At 63.4% G+C, this 21,235-nt stretch carries 14 protein-coding genes; 3 read left to right on the top strand and 11 right to left on the bottom strand.

What is annotated here, in order from left to right; genetic code table 11:
* Positions 1 to 252: 252 nt before the first annotated feature.
* A complete protein-coding gene (locus OPIT5_24735) occupies positions 253 to 1,638 on the top strand; it encodes a transposase IS4 (protein ID AHF92923.1) in 1,386 nt (461 codons plus the stop codon).
* A 155-nt stretch (positions 1,639 to 1,793) separates the two neighbouring features.
* On the opposite strand, the gene OPIT5_24730 is transcribed toward OPIT5_24735, so the two are convergent.
* From OPIT5_24730 to OPIT5_24700, 7 genes are all read right to left on the bottom strand, one after another.
* A complete protein-coding gene (locus OPIT5_24730) occupies positions 1,794 to 3,218 on the bottom strand; it encodes an MFS transporter (GenBank protein ID AHF92922.1) in 1,425 nt (474 codons plus the stop codon).
* A 69-nt stretch (positions 3,219 to 3,287) separates the two neighbouring features.
* Complete coding sequence (locus OPIT5_24725) at positions 3,288 to 4,382, bottom strand: alcohol dehydrogenase (protein ID AHF92921.1); 1,095 nt, start codon at positions 4,380 to 4,382, stop codon at positions 3,288 to 3,290.
* Between the two features lie 57 nt (positions 4,383 to 4,439).
* Positions 4,440 to 5,474: a nitrilase gene (locus tag OPIT5_24720; protein ID AHF92920.1), complete on the bottom strand. Its 1,035-nt coding sequence runs from the start codon at positions 5,472 to 5,474 to the stop codon at positions 4,440 to 4,442.
* Positions 5,471 to 8,941 carry a heparinase gene (locus tag OPIT5_24715; protein ID AHF92919.1) on the bottom strand — a complete coding sequence of 1,157 codons (3,471 nt, stop codon included), beginning with the start codon at positions 8,939 to 8,941 and terminating at the stop codon, positions 5,471 to 5,473. The genes OPIT5_24720 and OPIT5_24715 overlap by 4 nt, the downstream gene beginning before the upstream one ends.
* A gap of 55 nt (positions 8,942 to 8,996) precedes the next feature.
* Positions 8,997 to 9,794, bottom strand: coding sequence for an N-terminal cleavage protein (locus OPIT5_24710; GenBank protein ID AHF92918.1), 798 nt, complete (start codon positions 9,792 to 9,794; stop codon positions 8,997 to 8,999).
* A gap of 144 nt (positions 9,795 to 9,938) precedes the next feature.
* On the bottom strand, positions 9,939 to 11,687 hold the full coding sequence (locus OPIT5_24705; protein AHF92917.1) for an anchor protein: 1,749 nt from the start codon (positions 11,685 to 11,687) through the stop codon (positions 9,939 to 9,941).
* Positions 11,688 to 11,809: 122 nt separating this feature from the next.
* The gene (locus OPIT5_24700) at positions 11,810 to 12,613 is read right to left on the bottom strand and encodes a hypothetical protein (protein ID AHF92916.1); all 804 of its coding nucleotides are present in this window, start codon (positions 12,611 to 12,613) and stop codon (positions 11,810 to 11,812) included.
* A gap of 48 nt (positions 12,614 to 12,661) precedes the next feature.
* Between OPIT5_24700 and OPIT5_24695 the strand changes: the two genes are divergently transcribed.
* Both OPIT5_24695 and OPIT5_24690 read left to right on the top strand, forming a co-directional pair.
* Positions 12,662 to 12,787: a hypothetical protein gene (locus OPIT5_24695; GenBank protein ID AHF92915.1), complete on the top strand. Its 126-nt coding sequence runs from the start codon at positions 12,662 to 12,664 to the stop codon at positions 12,785 to 12,787.
* Between the two features lie 76 nt (positions 12,788 to 12,863).
* Positions 12,864 to 14,108, top strand: coding sequence for a GntR family transcriptional regulator (locus tag OPIT5_24690; protein ID AHF92914.1), 1,245 nt, complete (start codon positions 12,864 to 12,866; stop codon positions 14,106 to 14,108).
* Between the two features lie 9 nt (positions 14,109 to 14,117).
* Here OPIT5_24690 and OPIT5_24685 read toward each other — a convergent pair whose 3' ends face one another.
* From OPIT5_24685 to OPIT5_24670, 4 genes are all read right to left on the bottom strand, one after another.
* Positions 14,118 to 15,551 (bottom strand): MFS transporter, encoded by a 1,434-nt coding sequence (locus OPIT5_24685; protein AHF92913.1) that lies wholly within the window; start codon positions 15,549 to 15,551, stop codon positions 14,118 to 14,120.
* A gap of 70 nt (positions 15,552 to 15,621) precedes the next feature.
* A complete protein-coding gene (locus OPIT5_24680; GenBank protein AHF92912.1) occupies positions 15,622 to 16,698 on the bottom strand; it encodes an alcohol dehydrogenase in 1,077 nt (358 codons plus the stop codon).
* A gap of 97 nt (positions 16,699 to 16,795) precedes the next feature.
* The gene (locus tag OPIT5_24675) at positions 16,796 to 20,242 is read right to left on the bottom strand and encodes a heparinase (GenBank protein ID AHF92911.1); all 3,447 of its coding nucleotides are present in this window, start codon (positions 20,240 to 20,242) and stop codon (positions 16,796 to 16,798) included.
* 81 nt (positions 20,243 to 20,323) lie between these two features.
* Positions 20,324 to 21,169, bottom strand: coding sequence for an N-terminal cleavage protein (locus tag OPIT5_24670; protein ID AHF92910.1), 846 nt, complete (start codon positions 21,167 to 21,169; stop codon positions 20,324 to 20,326).
* Positions 21,170 to 21,235 lie beyond the last annotated feature (66 nt).

Raw genomic sequence — 21,235 nt, 5'->3', positions numbered from 1 at the left:
AAAACCGAAGTAGATGCTTGGCGGACAGGTTTGCAAGAGGGCGCACAGAAGTCTCTTGAGATCATGAGGCAAACCCGAGAAGGGGGCTTGCTTGATGTCTTTGAGGACCAAGCGGAAGGCCCATCCGACAGGGTCAAACCTGAATGGCGCTAAGTTAGGGCAAGGCAAAGAGCGGGGGAAGGGCAGTATTAGTTTTATAATCACTTGATTATTAGATTGATATGCTAAAATCGTCTGATAATCATCAACTTGATGAGGATCAACACGTTATATCTTCCCGGGTTTTCGCATCGTTTGTGCGGTGGGCGGTTGGGCAGGCAGGCCGAAAGGCTGTCGGGCAAGGCGCTGAAGCTGGACGGGCTGGCGGCGGTGGCGGGCCGGTTCGTGCCGGCGAAGCTGTTTGACGGGGCCGGTGAACGGGAACGGGTGTTCACGCCGTGGGTCACCTTTTGCGCGTTTCTGGGGCAGGTGATGCAGCGGGGAGCCAGTTGCCGGGATGCGGTGCGGCGGGTGCAGGCGTGGTATCTGGCCGCGGGAGGCGCGGCAGGGGTGGACGACTCGAGCGCAGGGTATTGCCAGGCTCGCCGCCGGCTCCCTGTCCAGGTTCTGCGAGCGGCCTTCGGGCAGCTGGCGCGGCATGGCGACACACGGGCGCGACAGGCGGACCGGTGGCAGGGCCGGACGGTCAAGGTGCTGGATGGCTGCGGCCTGTCCATGCCCGACACCGCGGCCAACCGGAAGGTTTTCCCGTATGCGGGGTGTCAGCGCAAGGGCTGCGGGTTCCCCACCGGCCAGTTCCTGGGCCTGTTCTCGCTGTGCACCGGGCACCTGGTCAGGTTCGTGGTCTCCTCGTGGAAGGCCCACGAGGCGCCGCTGGCGCGTCAGGTGATCGGCTGGGTTCATCCGGGCGAGGTGTTGCTGACGGATCGTGGATTTTGCAACTGGGCGCTGATCGCCCTGTTCCGGCGCAAGGGTGTCGATGTGGTCATGCGCCTGCACCAGGGACGCAAAACCGGGACCGGTCCGGTCTGCTGGCCCAAACCGCAACGACAGGGGCCATGGGAAAAATCCCTGTGGAAAGAACTGCCGGCCGGCCTGCCCCTGCGCGTGGTGCGTTTCCGTGTCCGGGTACCCGGCTTCCGCACCGACCACATCGCCGTGGTCACCACGCTGCTTGATGAAGCGATGTATCCGGATGCGGCCATCGCCGGCCTGTTCCGCCTGCGCTGGCAGGTCGAACTGAACTTCCGCAGCATCAAGACCACCCTGGGGCTGGATGTGCTGCGCACGCAGACCCCGGCCATGATCGAAAAGGAGATCCTCATGCAGGCCATCGTCTACAACCTGATCCGCCTGCTCATGCTCGAGGCAGCCCGCCAGCACGATGTGCCTCCCTCCCGTATCTCGTTCAAGGGCACCGTCAGCACCCTGCGCGCCTTCGCCCCTCTCTTCGCCGCCTGCTCCCCGCAGGCTTCCACTCGCCTCGGGGACCTCCTGCTCGCCCTGGCATCCGATCCGCTCCCCTTCCGCCCCGATCGCTCCGAACCTCGATGCCTCAAACGACGCCCGAAAGGCTACCAGTTCATGACCCGTCCCAGACATCAGATGTGCGTATCCATATCCAGACGACAAAAATAATCGGAAAATGACCTTAACTTAGCGCCATTCGGGTCAAACCTTAATATCTTAAATCTTATTTTTCATGTAATTTGGATATGCTTGTTAATAAACGGCATGTCAGTTTTATTCGTTTTTCAAGGTTTCTGATTTCCACCCCACGGGTAACCCGACGGCTACTCCGGCGCCACATAGTTTTTCGGGCCGCCGAGCCGCATGAATTTGCCGTAGGCGTAAAACGACGCCGCCAGCGCGACCAGGGTCAGGCAACCGCCGATCAGGAACGTATGCCGGTAAACCAAGCCGGCCCAATCGATGACCATCCCCGTCAGCGGGCTCAGCGTCATCGTCACCAGCGACATGAAAATGCCGCCAGCCGAGGCGAACTGGGCAAACCGGGAATGCGGATACAGGCGCTGCCCGAGAGAGGCCACACTCGTCACGTAGATGCCCGACGTCACCGCGTGCATCACAAAGGCCACGGCGAAGCGTTCCGGCGTAGTGGCGAAAACCCAGCTCCATGCCGTCACGAACAGGTAGGCGAGCAGCGCGACGATGCTCATGCGGATCGGATGAAAAATGTCGGCCAGCCAGCCGAGAAAATACGAAAGGCAGAGCGAGATTCCGAAAGTCAGCGCGAGGCATTTGCCGTAAAACTCCATGCTCATGTCCAGACTTCGGGCGTAGGGAATCGAAAAGGCGTTTACCGGGAGAAACGACATCGTTCCCATCGTGAGCATCACGAAAATCGAGATGTAGTAGGAACTGGTAAAGCACTCGCGGAAGTAGGTGCGCACCGCGGCGAAAAAACCGCGACCGACCACCGGACGTCCGTTGCCCGCCACCGGCCCGCCATCGTCTTCCGGAGGCGGCGGATAGTCGCCTTCCCTCACCTTGAAGCAGACCCACATGAAAGCCGCCCCGTAAAACACACCGACACTGCCGAGGATCAGCGTAAAGTGCGCGGGCACATGCCCCATGATCCAGTAGTTGAAAATGATGCCGTCGATCAGGCTCACCGCCCGGAAAAGGCCGTAAAAACGGCCGAGCAACGGCTTGGGCACGACGTCATTGATCAGTCCCCCAAACACCGCCTGTCCCGCAATGGTCGCGAACTCGAAGGCCGCCCAGAACACGCCAAAGCAAAGCACCGCCACCACCATCTCGCTCTGGTCGGGGAAGAGGCCGTGCACCCGTTTCGCGATGAAGGGCGTCACCGCCAGCCCGATCATGCCGAAGGCTCCGATGGGCGTGGTGACGAGCAGGAAGGGAATCCGCCGCCCGCGCTTGCTGCGGTAGCGGTCGGATTTCATGCTGATGACCGGACCGAGAATCAGGCCCACCGCCGCCGGGAATGAACTCACGAGCAGGCCGAACAGCACATTCGAAACGCCCAGATTCTTGAGGTACCAGTGCGCCATCGGCCCGACCGAGCGATCGCGCATCGACCAGGCAAAATCCCCGAACAGCAGCCAGAGAAACAACGCGACCAGCCCCGCGGACGTGTAGGTCAGCGTGCCGGCCGTCCAGGTTTTCGGAGCGGCCGGAGCGGCGGCATTCCTGCCGCTGCCGTGAACCGGACAAGGACTGTCGACTTTCATAGGTATCCGGAAATTCGGGAAGCTGTCCGGCAAGGCAGCGGCAGGAATGCCGCCGCTCCGGTCTTGATCTCAATACTCCAGCAGCACGGCCAGCGCCTCGACGTCGGGTTGCTGGAGCATCGCATAGGCATTCTTCGCATCCGGGAAGGCGAAGCGGTGCGTCACGAGTTTCGACAGGTCGAGACGACCGTCGCCCATGAGAGAGAGCATCGTTTCCACGTTCCGGCGGACCGTGTGCGGCACGTAAACCGCCGGATAATCCGCCCCCGATTCGTAACGGGAATCCCGATACCCGGGACCCGCCTTCGCGGAACTGACAAGCTGGATATTACCCATGTTCGACGCCATCAGAACCGTGATCTTCGCCCCGCCGGGAAACACGATCCGTCCGTGCGGCACGCCGTCGGGCGCCACACTCATGCACGGCTTCAGTTTCTCGATGACTTCCGTCGCGTCGCCGCCGAAACAGATGCTCGCGTGTTCCACCCCGTGCGGCCGGGCCCATGCGGCGAGTTGTTTCCAGCCTCCGTCATCGAGCGGAAACGTCGTCGTTCCCGCGGGCAGCAGGCCGAGACGGAACGCATTGGAGTCCATCACGCAGACCCGCGCTCCCGACAGCCGGTAGATGCGCGCCGCCATCTGCCCCATCATGCCCGCGCCGAAAACCACCACGTTTTCGCCGACGCGCACCGCGGACTTGTGCGCGCCTTCGAGGGCAAAGCAAAACATCGCCGCCAGCGACGCCGCCTGCGGGCACACGCCTTCGGGCAGCGGCACCACGAGGTTTTGTGCGACGACCGTGCGCGTCGCATGAAACGCTCCCGCTCCGATCGCCACCACGCGGTCGCCCACGGCGAGGTCGCGCACCGCCTCGCCCACGCGGGTCACAACGCCGCACTGGCTGTAGCCCATGCGGGCCGGCGGATGGCTGCCGACGCCGGCCCGGGACAGTTCGCGGAGCGCGTGCAGCTCGGTGCCTGCGCTGATGAAGCTGAACAGCGGCGAAATCTCGACTTCATGCCCGTGCATTTCGTCAAGCGGACGACGGGAGAGCGCCAGCCCGTGGCCGGCGATGACTTCGACCGCCGTGATTTCGGGGACGTCGTCGAGATAACGCGAATGCGCCGTTGCCGGAGCGGATGTCGTTTCAGTGGGAGGTTTCATAAGAGACGTTGCGATTTTCAGGTTTGCGAATTGCGGAATGAGGGCGCGGGGAGCGCGTCAGATTTTTCGGGCGTTGTGATTCACCCTGCGGGAGCGCGCCAGGTAGTCGTCCAGGAGTTCGATGCGGAACTCACGGGCCATGTCGGCCGCGCCGAGGGTTTCACTGTTGCTCGTGATCAGCACCGAGCCGAGCTGCCCCGGATCGGTAATGGTCACGTCGCGACCGTAACGGGCTTTCAGGGCGCGGAGTTTTTCCTGATTGAAATCCAGATGCGCGACCACGCAGTCGGGGTTCAGGGTCGCCGTCAGTTGCGGGCAATAATGGGTCGATGCGGCAAGGCGCATGCCGAGCGGCGACCAGAGTTCGCTGTTGATGCCCGCCATGCCCATGCAGCCGAGAAAGTGGGCGCGGGTTTCGTAAGCCCAGACGGGTTGCAGGAAACCTCCGTGATAGTGCGAGGGAAAAACAATCAGGTCGGGCCGCAGGCGACGATAACTCTCGAGGAGCTCGGGGAAATTGAGATCGAAACAGATGGCAAAACCCACGCGTCCGAAATCGCACTCTGCCACACAGGCCCCGGCGCCGGGAACCAGGCCGCGTCCGGTTTCCGTGACAACGAGCCAGTTTTTTGCATAGCGGGCGACCTCGCGGCCATCGCGGCCGATGAGGATGGCGACGTTTTGCCAGACGTCATCTGTTCCCGGATACGTTCCGGAAGCGGGGACAGGCGCCGCGGTCGCATGGACGATGTAGCAGCGGTTTTCCCGGGCCAGTCGCGACAGCAGCCTCGTCATGTGCGTCAACATGACCGGACGGATTTTTTCCAACAGGGCGGGCGGAGTGTGGGCGAAGCGGTCGCACATCTCCGGCAACACGATCAGGTCGGGACGGTCGGGGAGAACGCCGGCGATTTCCCGCTCCCAATGCGCGGCCATGACTTCCGCCAGCCGGCCGCAGTCTTCGGACAAGGCAGGCGGAAACTCCGGAGAGGGTCCGCCCACCGCGCTGACCGTTACGCGGCGGCCGGGTTTGCGAACGGGCGCAGGCGGAGGGGCGATCGCGACGGCTTCATCGAGGCGGGACGGATTCATCGGGCGGAGGCCTCCACCAGGTTTTCGCCGGCCGGGAAATCGCGGGCCGTGGTTTCCCCCGGAAGCGTGACGCGCACAGGAACCGTCGAGCGGAGGCGCCAGGCGCGCGGCCGGCCTTCGATGGCGCGGAGGGTAACGGTGGCCGGCAGCGTTATCCGGTCGCCGGGCCGGGTGACGAGAATGTCGACGGATTGGCCGGGGCGCAGGTCGTTGGTCCGGGTAAACGTGACGTCGCGCGCATCGATCTCGCGGACGAGCGACAACACGGGCTTTTTTCCGGTGTCCGCCCCCTGCCCTTTCGCAACGACCCCCCGTCCGCGGTACGAAAGGTTGCCCGCCTTGCCCGCGAGCGTGTGATTCCAGTAAAGGCGAGCCTTGCCGGTCGTGGCGTCGATCTCCTCGATTTTCAGGGAGGCAATGACCAACGACTGGTCGCGAAAGGTGAGCACGGTGTGACCGGGTACGGCGTCGGGCGACACCTCTTCGATGCGATAGTAGTCGTTATGAGGATACCCGAGATCGCCTCCGGTGGCACTGTCGGCCAGCAGGGTCGATCCCGCGAGCCCGTCGGGCAGCACGGTGTCGATGACGAGGCGGGAAGCGTCGCGTCCGGGTTGCACGGAAAGGACGGTCGCATGGATCGCGGACGTTGCGGTTTCGATCTTCCAGCCCGCCGCATCGAGCCGCCGGCCTTCCTGCAGGGCGAGACTCACCAGGCGGCCCTCCCGGTCGATCCGGACGAAGGCGTTGCGGCCATCGAACCGGAGGCCGGCCGGTGCGACAGCCTCGAGCGATTGCAAACGGGGGGATGCGAAAAGATAATCGGTCTGGCCGGCCGTCAGTTCCGCGCGAATACCGACGGCGTCGCCGGAAGCCGTCGTGAACGGAAGCGGAGCGACCGCAGCCAGCGACCAGGAATCGGGGCGGGCGATTTCCACGACATTGACAAAACGGCTGCGCAGGGGACCGGAGCCGGCGTTTCGGGCGCGGGTCCGGCGGGCGATGATCATGTTGAAATGGTTTTCCGGAGTCATGCTCGGGCCGAGGGCGGTCACGGCCGTCATGCCGTCGTAGTTGAGAAGATGGGCGCGCATGGCGTGGCTCCGGTCGGGGAGCGGCCACACGGCGCGCCAGTCGCGGGTGGTGTCCTCGGCCTGCACGTTCCAGATCATTCCGTAGCCGTTGCCGGGCGCGGGATTCCATTTGGAAACGGGCAGCCGTTTTTCGCCGGGCAGCGGGGTGACGAGACCGTTTTCGCCATTCAGACGCTCTCCCCAGCTTTGGCCGGGCTGGTTCCACGCGGCGGCGCGGTTTTTCTCGTTGTCGAGCGAGGCCAGCGTCCAGGCGCCGGGCCGGGACACAGGCGCAATGCCTTCCACATGGAACGCGGCTCCGGTCGCACGGGCGGCGGTCTTTTCGATGTAATGGGAATTCCATGCATAGTCGTGAGTGTTGCCTCCGGCGACATGGAAGACATCCACGAAATAATACCGATCCGCGTCGACATCCACGAGCCAGGCGGCGCGCCGGTAATCGTCGAGGCGGGCGCGGGTGTAGAGTTGCGGATTGCGCATCTCGACGAGTTGCGCCGGGCCCTCGGTGTCGGCGAGGAACGCCGTGACGCTGGCGGCGGGCGCCGGGATGTTCGGCGCAAATCCCTTGTAGAGGTAAGGCGCCGGGAAGTCTTCGTTGACGACAACGGCGTTGTGCGAGATCGAACGTGTGCCCCAGCCGAGATTGTCGGGCGTGCCTGCCCAGCGGTAGCCGTAGTCTCCGAAGAGCACCATGCCATGGCCGTAAGGGACGAGCGTCATCTGGTCGTCGTGACCGTGCCAGGAATTGATGCCGCCGCGCAGAAAGAGCGCGCGGGCGTTTTCTTTCGCGCCGCTGCGGAGGATGGCGATGCCTTTCCCGGCCATGAGGTCGGAGACCTCGCCGGCAGGAGTTTCGGTTTTCGCCTCTGCGGACGTCGCCGCCGTCGCCGGCTCCATCCACAGCGCGAGACCGTAGACAAGAAGATCCTCGAGCAGGAGCGGCGAGGCATCCTGCGCGGCCGCCCGGGGATAAAGCGCCTCGATTTCCCGCTTCCAGTCGGCGCGGGTCGTCTGGCGGTAAAGGATGCGCAGGTACATGGCCCGATGTTTGGCCAGCCAGTTGTTGTCGCGATCGAGGAGAACCGCACGATCCATCGACATGTCGCCGTATTGGGGATACCGGCCAAGAACCGGCAGACGCCAGAGCATGCGCACGGCGGTGTTGAACCAGCGCGGATCGTCGCCGGGTTTCAGGCCGCCGGTGTAGTCGCCGACCGCGGGCAGGCCGGCGGCGATCGCAGGCGGATAGTTTTCCGGATCGTAATTGGCGAGCGGAGCCACCAGCCGGCTTCCGTAGTCGCGGCCGAGTCGTCCGTAACTCCCGGATACCTCCATGTAGTCGCCATCGCGATTGATGGTGTTGTCGAAAAAACCGGCCATGCCGTCGAGTCCTTCCCGCAGCATGTCGGGATTCCCGAAAAGCACGCCCTGGGTAATGAGATTGGCGACGACAATGATGCCATGGTTGGTGAGCATGCGAAACCGGGGACCGAGGTAACGGCGCTCGTAGATTTCGAAGTAGTTGCGGGTGATATTTTCGCCCACGGTCAAGGGCGACCCGGAGGTCGCAGCCACGGAAGGCGCGGCGGCAAAGGGCGCGTTGGCGAGGAGGTCGAAGGCGTAGGCCGTGCCGATGGCGCGCTGGTTGGCGATATTGCCCATGTAGCAGAAAAACCCCTTGGGTTCGTCAACGGAGGCCGTGTGCGGCCAGTCGGCGACGCTGTTTCCCGTCACCGGAAGCCGGACGCGAAGCGTCGCGAGGCGATCCAGAATAAAGAGGCCGCGCCGCGCGAAGGCCGGATCGCCGGTCAGGAGATATGCCATGGCGAGGTTGTCGACGGCATCGTGGAGCTGCATGACGATCCACGAGTTCCAGACCCCCTTGAAGTAGAACGCCTGCCCGTCCGACTCGCGCACCCAGCCGGCGCCGGAATCGTAATACCGCTCGCCGGGTTTGGCGTTGCCGTAGAGGTCGCCCGTGTGCGGCGATCGGACAATGCCCGGACGATCGAGACTGCACATGTTGCCCGAACGCCCGAAGCGCGGCCATGCCTTTCCGGTTTTCGGATCGCCGGCGGAACCGTAGGCGAAGAGCGCATCGGCCGGCGGAACCAGCGCGGCCACCTCGTCATCGGAACGGGCCGTCCACTCGCGGGCGGTGGCAAGGATGCCATCCACGAGGGCGGCGTTGGCGCCGTGATCACGAACCTGCCGGCGCACCTCGCCGATATCCCCGGCGGTGTAGGCCAGACCGCGGAGAGGCACGACGGGAAGAGCCTCTCCGGCAGCGGATGCTGCAGCCGCGGACGGAGGCCGGATCAGTACGATTCCGGTGGCAAGGAGAAGGAAACGGGAGAAGCCGCAGAAGGTCATGAATATTGCGTACTTTTCAGGCAGATACGATCAATGCCGGCGGGGCAGGGATTATTCAGTTCGTGTAGTTGGCGAGCGCCTTGATCTTGTTCTCGGTGCCCGCAATGCCCCAGATGTAATCCCGGGGAAACGTGGTGACGCTGCCATCGAGCCGCACCGTGCAGATCTTTTTCCCGGTAAAACCGCCGAGATAAGCCGCCTGGGTCTCTGCGATGGGATCGGAAAACAGCGGAGTAGTCCGCAGGTAATCGCGATCGTTGCGATCATTGCACAGCTCGGGAATCGCGGCGGTGTAGGCGGCATAGGACGCGGTCACGCCCTGCTGTGGACGGGAATAGGCACTGTAGCTGATGGCATAGGAGGTCGCATTGTAGGAAAGGAAGCGCCCCGGCTGCCGTTTGCCTGCGGCGGTTTCGGCAGGAGTGAACGGGCCGTAGAACGCATCGGGACCGGGCAGGTAATCGCTCTGCCCCCAGGCGTTGCCCGCGTCACCCCATTTCGCGGTGAGCATTTGCAGCGAATTTCCGTCCGCCGTGAAATAGACGACGTTGCCGGTCGTGTAAACGGGTTCGAGCACACCCTTGAGCAGCTTGAGAACCACATGAGGCATGCGGCCGCGGTTTTCGTTGGCGTAGGTGTGACAGGCAACTCCCAGCGTACGCAGATTGGCGATGTTCTGCGTGCGTCTGGCGGTTTCTCGGACGCCTGACAGGGCAGCCAGAATGATGCCGGCAAGAATGCCGATGATGGCGATAACCGTGAGCAGTTCGATCAAGGTGAAGGCTCGCAAACGCGAGACCGCACGACAATCCGTGTGTCCGGACGGGACGAGCGGAGATGAGAGAGTGTTCATTGTAAAATCGGGGGTTTTACGTGATCGTGAACGGATGAAAATCATGCCGGACGCGGGTACATGGAGGATACGTCCGGCATTTGCGTTTAACTGAAAGCAGAATCGTTCGCGGCGTCGTCCGGAGACAAGGCCGCGACCGGTTGGTCAGGCATTGTCCTCCCCGCGACGGCGAAGACGAATGCCGAGGGCAACCAGGCCCGTTCCGGCACCGGCCAGAAGAGCGATGACCGAGGGCTCGGGCACGACGGAAACCGTCCAGCCGCCGGCCGCGTTGAACCGCGACCAGTCCCAGCTCAGGCCGTCGGCAAGGGCCGGCGCGGAGAGCAGGTCCGTATCGAAGCTGCCGACGATGCTGGAAAGATTTCCAGTGAAGAGCTGGTATGAACCGCCGGCGGAAGGCGCTTCGCCATCGAAAGCAATTCGCAGCCCCACGCCATCGGAAAGCGTCACCGAGGCGTTGGTCCCGAGGTCGATGGAATCGACGGAACCATCGCTGAAAATCGACACTTCGAGAAAGCTCCCGGTCGCCAGGTTGAGCGCGGAATCGAGCGAGAAGGTCGCTGCCCCGCTCCGGCCAGCCAGACCGACCGCCAGAACCGCTTCCTTGCCGCCGGAGTCTCCGATGTTGACCGTGACCGTGTCTCCCAAGCCGTTACCCGCGGCCTCGAAACGGCCGGTGCCATTGATGTTGAGCACCAGGGACGTGGCGGCCCCGGCAAGCGTCTCCCCTTTCAACACACCACCCTCGGCGAGGGTGACGAGACCGCCGTTGTTGTTGATGACGTTGTCCGAAACCAGGGTACCGCCGTTGCCGATGGCGAGAATGTTGCGGCGGTTCGCGGCCGTGCTCGGGCCGTTGTTGATCACAATCTCGGCGTCGGTTTTGACCGTACCGCCGTCGCTGACGGTCAGGCGATTGTTGTAAGAGGTATCAGTCGTATGGCCAACGGTGGTCCTGATGTTGCCCGTCACCTCGAAAACGGAATCCGTTCCGGAAACCTCGATGGAATTGTTGGTCCGATAGGTAGCCGCGCCGACAAGCACCGTCATGGTGGCGTTGTCCACATTATCTCCGACCACAGTCAGCCGGGCTCCGTCCGAAACCGTCACCCGGTTTCCGCTCTGGACATTGGAACCGCTGCTTCCGGTCAGGGGACGCGCGCCCACCACCAGACCCAGCGTATTCACCGCTCCGCTGAATCCGCTGAGGGTCATGTTGGTGCCGGTACCGGAAACGATCAACCGGTTGTTGTTGCCGACACCGTATTGCACATCGGTCGTTCCGCTGACGACCAGTCCCTTCCCCTGAAAAGACGCGCCCCCCTCCACGGTCATCGTATGACTGTTTCCCTGACGGCCGATGGTGATGGTGTTGGCCGCGCTGGCGGCAAGACCGCTTCCGGAGAACGTCAGGGTATTCCCGCTGCTGGTCGCGGTACCGCCTACCTGCAGGAAACTCGACCAGGAAGCCGTTGCCGTGCCGTCCGAAGGTCCTTCGATCCGGAGATGCGAAGACGCCGCCCCCGAGCCCAGCGTCAGACTCACGCCGCTCAGGGAAGCCCCGGCTCCCATGGAGACATTGACCGTCTTTCCCTGATTGACCCGGAACTGGTTGAATGCCGCCACAGCGCTCGCCGCCACGGTCACGTTGGAGACAGTGCCGCTTTGGGCAGTATCGAAAAAGACACGACTGACGTCCGGTGACAAATCCCCCGGGAGTCCGTTCGACCAGTTCCCGGCGGATGTCCATTCTCCGTCCGCCACATTCCAGTAAGTGTCGATATTGGCCGCATGTGCCATTCCGGCAGCGGACAACAGAAACAGGCTGACGCAGGCAAAGCGCGCCCGACGGGCCGCTGTTATGGATAGATACTCTGTCATTTTGTTCTTCATGATATGATGTGTTCCGGGTTCGGGGCTGCGGGTTCTGGATGGAAACAAGGCAGTCGCCAGACTGCCGGCCGGGCGCCGGCGCTGCCGTGTCGAAAAGTCGATCGTGTAAACGGAAATTCTGGTCAGGGTCCGATAATGATATTGGCGAAATCGGCGCTCCGGGATGCGGTATCGGAACGACCCGGGCGGGCGACCATCAGGTTGATCTGTGAAAACGCTTCAGGCCGGTAATCCGGCAGGCCCGCATTGTCGCCTGCCCATACCGTCACCGGTGTGTCGCCGGAAATGTCCTGAACCGTATAGCGGACACGTCCGGTCCCGGGATCCAGTTCCACCTGAAACCGGTACCAGGCCGACGGATCGACCGTCACCTGTCCGGGATCGGAAACGATCCGTGCTCCGGGGCCTCCGCCCAGACCGAAAAAGAAAACCGGACCGTCCTTGCTCCGCAGGATGCCCAGGCTCAACGCCCCCGCCGGATCAAATGCGCCTCCCTTGCTCGCATTGAGCGCCACATTGACCGTGGAGCCGATCTCGTTCGGCGCTCCGGGAGTCGCGTAGCGGATGTCCGCCGACACGCGATAATTGTGTTCCGGCGATACCGGCAACTGCACATTCCGCCAGGCCCGCGCGTTGGCCGTATCATGCCCGCGGGCGACCAGAGTGACGTATTTTTTCCCGCCCTCCGCCCTGACGGTCGCCGTGTTGCCCGACGGCTGGGCATTTGGGCCCGAACCGAATTTCTTCCACTCCCCGTCCTTCGCATAAAGCGAACGACCGGCCGGTTGCTGGCGGAAGTCTTCGGTCAACTCCGCGTGGGCAGTACCCGGCAAACAGCTCGCCAAAACAGCGACCCCGAGGAAAGACACGATGGGTTTCCGGAGAACGGAACGCCTGCGAAGCTGGCCGGGAATGTTTTTCGTCATGATCGGATTCTTGCGTAATCCCCGGTTCACTACGTCCGGAGCGATGCCATGAACCTCTTCCCGTTTTTCGGCGAGAGCAAGGCCGCTCCCGGCGCCCGGAACACAAAACTGGACCGGTTTTTGCTTCTCCCACCCCCTTCCGCCCGCCTTTGCGCTGGCAATCCTTTCCGGTAACACATCAATAAAAATCGTCACGACTGCCCGCCCGTTTCCCGCACACACCCGTGTCCGGCCTGCCCGCCCAGCCATCATGAAAAAACCCTCGCTTCCCCAACGCCTTGCCGTCGCTCTCCTTTCCGAAATCGCCAGCGGCAACTACCGCGAAAACACCCGCTTCCTCTCGCGCCGCGAAATCATGCGCCAATGGAAGGTATCCAGCCCCACCGCCACCGACGCCCTCCGCATTCTTGCCGGCTGGGGCATCCTCCATCCCAACGACCGCAGCGGCCATCACCTCCGCCCGCAGTTTCTCCAGAAAACACTTCTCCGCATCAACAAGACGAGCCTCCCTCCCCTCCCCGGCCAACCCCGGCTGGACGACAAGGCACGCGCCCTCCGCCATGCCAACTGCCCCCTCGCTCGCATCGCCGTCGTCTCCGTCTGCGACCGCATCGATCCGCTTGCCGCCAAACGCCACGACGCCGTTCCTGCCGCCGTGCCGCTTTCGCTCCCGATAAAGATTCCCGCCAAGATCATTTTCAGCGAAGCCAACGAATCCGGCGTGACCGTTGACTTTTATTTCGATGACGGACTCGACGCCACACGCCGCCAGATCCTCGGCGAACTCTCGCGTTCCCGCATCCAGGGCGTCATCATCCTGCGCCGCCTCATGTCCACCGCCGTCTCTCCGCTCGCCACCCCGCTGATCAAGGCGGGCATCCCCGTCGTCACCGCCTTCGACGATTGCGAGAATCTCAGGATGGTGTCGGTCAACTTCAACAACGTCGGGCTCGGATACACCGCCGGCCGGCAATTTCTCGCCGCCGGGCACCGCCGCATCGCCGTCGCACTTCCGCTCGAAGAGGAAGCCCCCTGGTATTACCGCGACCGTTACCACGGCTGTGAACTGGCCGCGCGCGAACACATCGCGGCCTTTCCCGGCGATACCGTCACCATCACTCCCGTGGCCGTCTCCCTGCATCCGCCCGAAACCCCGTCCCGGCGGCTTCTCGCGCTGTTCGACCGGACCCACTCCCGGCGTCCCACCGCGCTCCTCTCCACCTCGGTCAACCTCCTCGTCGCCCTGCAACCTCTCTTCGTCCGGCTCGGCCTGCATGTCCCGGCCGACCTCTCCGTCATCATGTGCTCCAGCACGCCCGTGCGCCCGCCCGAAGGACAGCCGACGGATATCATGAAGCTCGATTTCGAGGAAATCGGCCGCCAAGCCTTTCGCGCCCTGCAATCGCTCTACCGCGGCGAGTTCGCCGAAAAGACCTGGCTGGTCGAGTCCGGCTACGAAGCCCACGGCACCGTGGCTCCGCCTCCCGCGTCGTGAGGACAACGCTCACTCCGGAGCCACATAGCCTTTCGGACCGCCGAGCTTCATGAACTTGCCGTAAACGTAAATCGCCGAAGCCAGCGCGACCAGTGCGAGCAGGCCGCCGGCAAGGAAGGTGTGCCGGTAAACCGACCCCGTCCAGTCGATCATCGAACCGACCAGCGGTCCGAGCCCCATCGTGCAGATCGACGTGAACATCCCCGCCGCCGACGCGAACTGCGCGAATCGGGAATGCGGATACAACCGCTGTCCGAGCGACGCCGCGCTCGTGAAGTAGCAGCCCGACAGCACCCCGTGCAGCACGAATGCCACCGCGAACCGCTCCGGCGTCGTTGCGAAGAGCCAGCCGAAAATCGTCACCGCAAAATAACCGGCCAGCGACGCCATGCTCACCCGGATCGGATGAAATGCATCCGCCAGCCATCCGAGAAAATACGAAAGGCACAGCGACGTGAAAAACGTCGCCGCCAGGCATTTTCCGTAAAAATCCATGCTCATTTCCAGACTGCGCGCATAGGGAATCGCAAACGTGTTGATCGGCATGAAGGCCAGCGCCGCGGTCGTCAGCATCACGAACACCGAGACGTAATACGGATTCGTGAAGCACTCGCGGAAATACGTCCGCGCCGCACCGGCGAACCCGGCTCCCGGAGCCAACCGCCGGTCTGCACCGGGCGCGCCGCTCCCCGCCGGCCCGCGCGGCGCCGGCGGCGGATACTCGCCTTCCTTCACCCGGAAGCATACCCACATGAAAGCCACTCCGTAAAACGTGCCCACCACGCACAGAATCAGCGTGAAGTGCGTGGGCACATGACCCATGATCCAGTAGTTGAAAACGATGCCGTCGATCAGGCTGACCGCCCGGAACAACCCGTAGAAGCGCCCGAGCATTTCTTTCGGCACCACATCGTTGATCAGTCCGCCGAACACCGCCTGGCCCGCGATTGTCGCAAACTCGAACGCCGCCCAGAAGACCCCGAAGCAGACGACGGCCACCAGCATCTCGCTCTGCTCCGGGAAAAACCCGTGCACCTGTCGGGCGATGAGCGGCGTCAAGCCGAGGCCGATCATGCCGAACGCGGCGAGCGGTGTCGTCACGAGGAGAAACGGAATCCGTCGTCCCCACCGCCCCCGGTGCCGGTCGGACTTCACGCTGATGACCGGCCCGAGGATCAGGCCCACCGCCGCCGGAAACGTGCTGACCAGCAACCCGAACAGCAGGTTGGAAACGCCCAGGTGCTTCAGGAACCAGTGCGCCATCGGTCCCACCGAACGGTCGCGCATCGACCACGCGAAATCGCCGAACAGCAGCCAGCAGAACAGGGCGACCAGCCCCGCCGACGTGTACGTCAGCGTGCCGACCCGCCAGATTTTGGGAGCAGCCGGAGCGGCGGCATTCCTGCCGCTGCCGTGAACCGGACAAGGACTGTCGACTTTCATTATGTTTCCGGAAATTCGGGAATCTGTCCGGCAAGGCAGCGGCAGGAATGCCGCCGCTCCGGTCTCGATATCAATACTCCAGCAGCACCGCCAGCGCCTCCGCTCCGGGTTGCAACAACAGGTCGTAAGCGTGCTTCGCCTCCGCGAACGGAAACCGGTGCGTCACGAGCGGCAAAAGATCGAGGCGGCCATCCTGCATCAGCGCCAGCAACACCTCCATATTGCGCCGCACCGTATGCGGCACGTAAACCGCCGGATATCCGGCGCCGCTCTCGTAACCGGCATCCCGATACCCGGGGCCCGCCTTGGCCGAGCTGACCAGTTGCAGGTTCCCCATCGCCGAGGCCATGTCCACCGTCACCCTCGCTCCGCCCGGGAACACGATCCGGCCGTGCATGATCCCGTCGGGCGAACGGCTCATGCAGGGCTTCAGCCGCTCGACAACCTCCGTCGCTTCGCCGCCAAAACAGATGCTCGCATGCTCCACGCCATGCGGCCGCGCCCACGCGGCCAGTCCGGCCCAGCCATCGCCATCGAGTGTGAACCGCCCGATCCCCTCCGGCAGGAATCCGGAGCGAAACGCGTCTCCCTCCAGCACACACACCCGGCACCCGGAAAGTTGATACAACCTGGTCGTGATCTGTCCCATCATGCCCGCACCGAACACGACGACGTTTTCCCCGAGACGCACCGCCGACTTGTGGACGCCCTCGATGGCAAAGCAACCCATCGCCATCATCGAAGCCGCTTGCGGGCTCACGCCTTCCGGCAACGGAACCACCAGGTTTTTTGCCACAACCACCTGCGTGGCGTGAAACGCTCCCGCACCGATGGCCACCACCCGGTCACCGGGTTTGAGATCGCTCACCCCGTCGCCCACCGCCGTGACCACACCGCACAGACTGTAACCCAGCCGCGCCGGCGGGTGCGAGCCCGGCTCCATCCGGGCCACCGTCGTCACCGAATGCAGTTCGGTGCCCGCGCTGATAAAGCTGAAAAGAGGCGCGATGCCGACCGTGTGCGGCCGCAACGGATCGGCCGGACGCCGGGTTAGCCGCATGCCGGCGCCGGCAACGGCTTCGATGCAGGAGACCCCGGCGCCGTTTGCCGGGAGCCCGGAAAGAGAAGGGGTTTCAGGTGAAGACATGGTGGCGGGATGTTATCGGCTTTTCAGGACGTCCGGGAGGACATCCGGAATCGGGCTGGCGACGTTTCCATCGCCGGAAAGTTTTTCTGCACGGCGCTCATCGGCTCTCCACTCGCAGGACATGCTCGCCGGCAGCAAACGACCGGGGCGTTTTTTCTCCCGGCAGGGTCAGGCGAACCGGCGCCGTCGTTCGCAAAAACCAGTCGTGCCCGGTTCCGGCGCGGGTCAATGTCACTGTCGCGGGAATCGTCAGCACATCGCCGGGTTGCGCGACGAGAACCTGCAATTTCTGTCCGGTCTTCAGGGCCGACACGCTCGTCAGATCCAGTTCGCGGTTGTTGAACTTCTTGATCTGCGCCAGCGGACGCGGAGGAGCGGCTCCGGCCGGGATCACTCCCCTGCCCTGATATGAAAACGATCCCGGCTTTCCACCCAGCTCATTGTTCCAGTAAAGCTCCACCTGCGACGAGGCAGCCTTGACCGTGTCCACCTGAAGCGTCGCGGCGACGAGCGACTGGCCGCGAAAGACAAGCGTGTTTCCGTGTTCGACCGTTTCGACCGAATAGTAATCGTTATGTGAATACGCGATCCGGGCTCCCGGCGCGCTGTCGATCAGAACCGTGGCTCCGGCCAAGGCGCCACCTTCCGGCAGCCGGCCGTCAATGACCAGGCGCGACTCCGGCTCGCCCGGCTCCGCCGAGACCACGCGGGCCTGAAACGCCGGTGCCGCCGCCTCGACGATCCAGCCGCCGGCCTCCATCCGGACGGCCTCCTGCATCGCCAGCGCTGCCAGGCGGCCATCCGGAGCGAGGCGGGCGAATCCGTTGCGACCGGCGAGCCTGACCGCCCCCCCGTCGAGCGTCTGGTCCGCCGCGCGCGAGGAGAGGAGATAGTCGGTGCTGCCATTCGCCAGTTGCAGCTTCAACGCCACCGCGTCGGCCGCGAGTCCGGTTGTTTTCAGCGGCAATCGTTCGGTCTTCGCCACCTCCCAGGCGCCGGGACCGCCGACCTCGACCACATTGACGAACCGGCTCTGCAACACTGTGGAGCCGGCCGCGTTGGCCTCGCGCGTGCGGCGGGCTATGACGATGTTGAAAGGATTCTGCTGCTGCACGCTCGGCGCAAGGGCGGTGACGGCCGTCATGCCGTCGTAATTGAGCAGGCTGGCGCGGGCGAAATGCCTGCCGTCGGGCAACAGCCAGGTCGCCTGCCAGTCGTTCCCGGTGACCTGCGACTTCACGTCCCAAATCATGCCGTAACCGTTGCCCGGCTCGGGGTTCCACTTCGAACGCGGCAGGGGTTTCTCGCCGGGCAGCGCCTCGATCCGGCCGGCCGAAGCATTGAGCCGCTCGCCCCAGCTCTGGCCGGGCCGGTTCCAGGGTTTGTCGCGGTTGGCCCCGGAGAGGGCCGCGAGCGTCCACACGCCTTCCGTCGCCACCGGTTTGATGCCGTCGACCTGAAAGGCCGCGCGGTTGCTCCGCGCCGCGTAGTGGGAATTCCAGACATAGTCGTGCGACTTGCCGCCGACGACCCGGAAGATGTCCACGAAATAATAGCGCTCCGGATCGACGTCGACAAGCCACGCCGTGCGCCGGTAATCGGTCAGCCGCGCGCGGGCGTAGAGCTGCGGATTGCGCATCTCGACGAACTGCGCCGGTCCGCGCGGGTTTGGCAAGAACCCGGTGATGCTGGCCGCGGGAGCGGGGATCGAGGGCGAAAATCCCTTGTAGAGATAAGGGGCCGGCAGGTCTTCATCGACGACCGTCGTCATGTGCGCCACGGAACGCGCGCCCCAGCCGAGGTGATCGGGCGTGCCCGACCACTGGTAGCCGTATTCGCCGGTCAGCACCATGCCGTTGCCGTAGGGCACGAGCGCCATCTGGTCGTCGTGACCGTGGTAGGAATTGATGCCGCCGCGCATGAAAAGGGCGCGCCGGTTGACACCTTCGCCGCTGCGCAGGATGGCGATGCCCTTGCCGGGCATGAGGTCGGAAGTCTCGCCGACCGGAATCCCGGTTTCCGGCCTTTCCGATGCCGGCTCCGCCGGCGTCGGCTCCACCCATTGGCTGAGTCCGTAAAGGAGCAAATCCTCGAGGAAAACCGGCGCCTGTTTCTGTTTCGCGGCGTGCGGATAAAGCGCCTCGATCTCCCGCTTCCAGTCCTCCCGCGTGGTCTGCCGCCAGAGCATGCGCAGATACTGGACGCGATGGCGGGCGAGCCACTCGTTATCGCGGTCAAGCAACACGTTCCGGTCCATCGTCATGTCACCGTACTGCGGATACCGGCCGAGCACGGGGAGGCGGTAAAGCATGCGCACGGCATTGCCGTACCAGCGCGGATCGTCGCCAAACCGGAGCGCGTGCGGATATTCCTTCGGGTCGGGCATGCCGGAGATGCCGGGGTAGTTTTCCGGATCGTAGTTCGCCAGCACCGCAATGAGCCGTCCTCCATAATCGCGCCCGAGCCGTCCGTAGCTGCCGGACACCTCCACGTAGTCGCCATCGCGATGGGTGGTGTTGTCCAGAAACGCATGGAGACCGTCGATGCCCTCGCGAAGCAGGTCGGGTTTCCCGAAAAGCACGCCTTGCGTGATGAGATTCCCGAGGAGAATGACCGCGTGGTTGGTGAGCTGGCGCGTTTCGAGATAGGCGCGCTCGTAGATGTCGAAGTAGTTTTTCGCGATATTGTCCCGCACGCTGAGCGTGGCGTCGCCTGCGGACGGTTCGCTGGCGAACGGCGCGTTGGCAATCAGGTCGAACGCCAATGCCGTGTTGATCACGCGCTGGTTGGCGATGTTTCCCATGTAGTGGAAAAATCCCTTCACCTGATTGTCATCGGTGGCATGCGGCCAGTCGGCCACGGCGTAGCCCCTCACCGGAAGCTGCACGCGCAGGGTGGCGAGGCGGTCGAGGATGAAGAGCGCGCGGCGGGCAAAGGCGCCGTCTCCGGTCAGGAGATACGCCAGCGCCAGATTATCCACTGCGTCGTGAAGCTGACCCGTCACCCATGAATTCCAGAGTCCCCGGAAATAGAAGACCTGACCGTCTTTCGGGCGCACCCATCCGGTGCCGGGGTCGTAAAACGGTTCGCCCGGTTTTTGCGTGCCGTAGACATCGCCGGTGTGGGGAGAGCGCACCTCGCCGGGACGGTCGAGGCTGCACATGTCGCCGGAGCGGGCGAAGCGTGGCCACGGTTTGCCGTTTTTCGGATCGCCGGTGGTGCCGTAGGCAAAAACGGAACCGGAGGGCGGCACGAGTGCCGCCACCTCCGCATCGCTGCGCGCCGTCCACTCGCGGGCCGTTTTCAGGATATCCTCCACCAGTCCGGCATTGGCTCCGTGATCCCGCACCTGACGACGCACCTCCAAAATGTCATCGGCCGTATAGGTCAGTCCGCGATACGGTATGACCGGATTCGTGTCAGGGGAGATTTCCGGGAATGCCGTTCGGGCCTTCCCTTGGGAAGCGCCAATGGCGGCGACAAGACACAGACCGGCAAGAGAAAGGCGGGAGGAGGATTGTATGAACCAGGAGGGGAAAATCATGGAATGAAATGAAACCACGCATGCCTGCCCGGTATCCCGGGAGGCACGGGGAATGGGTATGGGGGCTGATTTCCGAAAAGGTCAGGGAGTGAGGCCGCCCAGCGCCTTGATGGATCCGCCTGAATCCAGCGAATTGATGTAGTCTCGATCCAGGGAGGCAACACTTCCGTCCAGACGAACGACGCTGATTTTCTTGCCGGAAAAGCCGCCAGCGAGATTTTCCCATAATCCTGCATTGCCGGTGGGATTCGTTATGTCCGAGAGCAACGGCGTCATGCGGAGATAGTCCCTGTCATTGCGATCGTTGGAAAGACCATCCGCCAGAGGCGCCCGGGAAGGCGTATTGCCGTCCGCCTCACCCGGCAGTGAGTAGTAACAATATCCGATCACATAGGCATCTGCGCTGGTGTAGTCCTTGAACTTTCCCGGCTGCCGGCCTTCCGAGGTGATGCCGGTAAAGGGTCCGTAAAAGGCATCCGGACCCGGAAGGTAATCGGTATTTCCCCAGACGGGCGCAGCGGTTCCCTGCCATTTGTCACTGAGAAGTGAAAGAAGGTTGATCGCCTGATTGGCCCACAGCACCGGACCTGGCGTCTGGAAAGCCTTGCCGTTGGTCTTGCGAACAGTGGAAGGCATGATCCCGCGGTTATCGTTTGCATAAAGCTGGCAGGCCATGCCGATCGACCGGAGCCTGGCGATGTTCTGGGTCTGCTTTGCCGTCTGGCGGACGTGGCTGAGCGTTGGCAACAGGATCGCCGCCAGGATGCCGATGATCGCGATGACGGTCAGGAGCTCGATCAGGGTGAATGCCTTCGCTCTCCGAAAACAAGGTACTTCATTCCGGGCCGGAGCGCCGGTGGTGTTGTCATTCGTATCCATATTTTTACGACACATGTCGTTTTTCGTGTATTTTCTCAGGGAATTCATAGCCCGCGGCATGCCAGTTTTCGGGATTCGGACCGGATTCACTCGCATTCGTGGACGCTTTTGCGG

The organism is Opitutaceae bacterium TAV5 (genome assembly GCA_000242935.3).
GTDB lineage: Bacteria > Verrucomicrobiota > Verrucomicrobiia > Opitutales > Opitutaceae > Geminisphaera.
Note: the sequence above shows the minus strand (reverse complement) of the source record. Positions and strands in the feature narration are given on the sequence as shown.

Bases quoted from the DNA above. Each gene is read 5' to 3' on its own strand.
- OPIT5_24735 (AHF92923.1), top strand. From the start codon at position 253: ATGAGGATCAACACGTTATATCTTCCCGGGTTTTCGCATCGTTTGTGC.
- OPIT5_24730 (AHF92922.1), bottom strand. From the start codon at position 3,218: ATGAAAGTCGACAGTCCTTGTCCGGTTCACGGCAGCGGCAGGAATGCC.
- OPIT5_24725 (AHF92921.1), bottom strand. From the start codon at position 4,382: ATGAAACCTCCCACTGAAACGACATCCGCTCCGGCAACGGCGCATTCG.
- OPIT5_24720 (AHF92920.1), bottom strand. From the start codon at position 5,474: ATGAATCCGTCCCGCCTCGATGAAGCCGTCGCGATCGCCCCTCCGCCT.
- OPIT5_24715 (AHF92919.1), bottom strand. From the start codon at position 8,941: ATGACCTTCTGCGGCTTCTCCCGTTTCCTTCTCCTTGCCACCGGAATC.
- OPIT5_24710 (AHF92918.1), bottom strand. From the start codon at position 9,794: ATGAACACTCTCTCATCTCCGCTCGTCCCGTCCGGACACACGGATTGT.
- OPIT5_24705 (AHF92917.1), bottom strand. From the start codon at position 11,687: ATGAAGAACAAAATGACAGAGTATCTATCCATAACAGCGGCCCGTCGG.
- OPIT5_24700 (AHF92916.1), bottom strand. From the start codon at position 12,613: ATGACGAAAAACATTCCCGGCCAGCTTCGCAGGCGTTCCGTTCTCCGG.
- OPIT5_24695 (AHF92915.1), top strand. From the start codon at position 12,662: ATGAACCTCTTCCCGTTTTTCGGCGAGAGCAAGGCCGCTCCCGGCGCC.
- OPIT5_24690 (AHF92914.1), top strand. From the start codon at position 12,864: ATGAAAAAACCCTCGCTTCCCCAACGCCTTGCCGTCGCTCTCCTTTCC.
- OPIT5_24685 (AHF92913.1), bottom strand. From the start codon at position 15,551: ATGAAAGTCGACAGTCCTTGTCCGGTTCACGGCAGCGGCAGGAATGCC.
- OPIT5_24680 (AHF92912.1), bottom strand. From the start codon at position 16,698: ATGTCTTCACCTGAAACCCCTTCTCTTTCCGGGCTCCCGGCAAACGGC.
- OPIT5_24675 (AHF92911.1), bottom strand. From the start codon at position 20,242: ATGATTTTCCCCTCCTGGTTCATACAATCCTCCTCCCGCCTTTCTCTT.
- OPIT5_24670 (AHF92910.1), bottom strand. From the start codon at position 21,169: ATGAATTCCCTGAGAAAATACACGAAAAACGACATGTGTCGTAAAAAT.